Source organism: Sulfitobacter sp. HI0027 (genome assembly GCF_001634775.1).
In the GTDB taxonomy this organism is placed as follows: Bacteria; Pseudomonadota; Alphaproteobacteria; order Rhodobacterales; family Rhodobacteraceae; genus Sulfitobacter.
On the sequence record NZ_LWER01000124.1, the window covers coordinates 1 to 245 of the forward strand.

At 64.9% G+C, this 245-nt stretch carries 1 pseudogene; it reads right to left on the reverse strand.

Annotated elements, in window-relative coordinates:
• Positions 1 to 245, reverse strand: a pseudogene (locus tag A3722_RS06555) (SGNH/GDSL hydrolase family protein); the annotation flags it as partial.

A 245-nucleotide genomic window follows, 5' to 3' on the forward strand; every position in this document is an offset into this window, starting at 1 on the left:
CCCGGCAAAAAGCCCGCGGTCCCCCCGGTCGATCACGTCTTCGGAATCGACGAAATGGATCCCGGGGCGGCCTGCGGCGAAAGTGGCGATACGGGATTCGATTTCGACCAGATCATCGCGGCATCCGGCAAAGGAGCCTGAGCCGGAGCCTGCGTAATAGCCCATCCACATGACCTGCGCCCCGGTCTGGGCACGGAGGCGTTGCAAGAAGGCGGGGATGCTGCCGCTTTGACCGTCCGGTGCGA